The following is a 1,776-nucleotide window of genomic DNA, read 5'->3' on the forward strand; positions in this document are numbered from 1 at the left end:
TTACGCCTCTTGCGGTGTCATGTCGTTTGCGTCGATGCCGGCGACTGCGACGGGTTTTTTCATGGCGTCGCGGCGGAAGGGTTCACCCAGTTCCTGGTTGATCAGGGCTTCGATCAGCGTGGTGATGCCGTTCTTCTGGTCCTCGATCGCCTGGTTCAGCGCCGCGGTCAGCTCTTCCTGGGTGCGGGCGACAACACCTTTCAGGCCACAGGCCTGTGCGATACCGGCGTAAGACACTTTGGTGTCCAGCTCGGTGCCGACGAAGTTGTCATCGAACCACAGGGTCGAGTTCCGCTTTTCCGCGCCCCACTGGTAGTTGCGGAAAACGATCTGGGTCACGGCAGGCCATTCTTCGCGGCCAATCGCGGTCAGTTCGTTCACGGCGATACCAAAGGCACCGTCACCGGCAAAGCCGACAACCGGAACATCGGGGCAGCCGATCTTGGCGCCGACAACCGCCGGAAGGCCGTAGCCACAGGGGCCGAACAGGCCGGGGGCCAGGTATTTGCGGCCGTCTTCGAAGGACGGATAGGCGTTGCCGATGGCGCAGTTGTTGCCGATGTCGGACGAGATGATTGCCTCTTTCGGCAGTGCGGCCTGGATTGCGCGCCACGCCATACGGGGGCTCATCCAGTCAGGCTTGGCGGCACGTGCACGCTCGTTCCAGGTGGTGCCCGGATCGTCGTCCTCGTGGGTCATCGAGGTCAGTTCCTGCGCCCATGCGGATTTCTTCTGGGCGATGCGGTCCTTGCGCTCCTGGCGGCCTTCGTCACCGGCGGTGTCGCTCAGCTGGGACAGGATGCCGTTGGCAACCTTGGCCGCATCACCGATGATGCCGACGCTGACGTCCTTGGTCAGGCCGATGCGGTCAGGGTTGATGTCGACCTGAATGATCTTTGCATCTGCGGGCCAGTAGTTGATGCCGTAGCCGGGCAGGGTCGAGAACGGGTTCAGGCGGGTGCCCAGAGCCAGAACAACGTCGGCTTCCGAGATCAGCTCCATACCGGCTTTCGAACCGTTATAGCCCAGCGGGCCGGCAAACAGCGGGTGCGAGCCGGGGAAGGCGTCGTTGTGCTGGTAGCCAACGCAGACCGGGGCGTCCAGACGCTCGGCCAGGGCTTTCGACGCTTCGATGCCGCCTTCGGCCAGAACAACGCCGGCACCGTTCAGGATGACCGGGTTCTTTGCGTTCGACAGCATTTCGGCAGCAGCAGCCACCGCGTCTTCACCGCCCGAAGGGCGCTCGAAATCAACGATCTTGGGCAGTTCGATGTCGACAACCTGGGTCCACATGTCACGCGGGATGTTCAGCTGAGCCGGTGCGCTGGCGCGCTTGGCGTTCATGATCACGCGGTTCAGGACTTCGGCAACACGCGACGGATCACGGACTTCTTCCTGATAGGCAACGCAGTCCGCGAACATGCGCATCTGCTCCATCTCCTGGAAGCCGCCCTGACCGATGGTCTTGTTGGCCGCCTGCGGGGTGACCAGCAGAACCGGGGTGTGGTTCCAGTAGGCGGTTTTAACCGCGGTTACGAAGTTGGTGATGCCGGGGCCGTTCTGCGCGATCATCATCGACATCTTGCCGGTGGCGCGAGTGTAGCCGTCGGCCATCATGCCGCCAGACCCTTCGTGTGCGCAGTCCCAGAACATGATGCCAGCCTTCGGAAACAAATCCGAAATCGGCATCATCGCAGAACCAATAATACCAAACGCATGCTCAATACCATGCATCTGCAATACCTTAACAAAGGCCTCTTCTGTCGTCATCTTCAT

The 1,776-nt window shown here is 61.5% G+C and carries 1 protein-coding gene; it reads right to left on the reverse strand.

The window, feature by feature from the left end; translation table 11 throughout:
* Positions 1-1,776: sulfoacetaldehyde acetyltransferase (xsc, locus tag ACR0CW_RS23085; protein WP_170337273.1), on the reverse strand; the 1,776-nt coding region annotated here is incomplete at its 5' end.

This window comes from Ruegeria sp. CH6 (assembly GCF_056537005.1).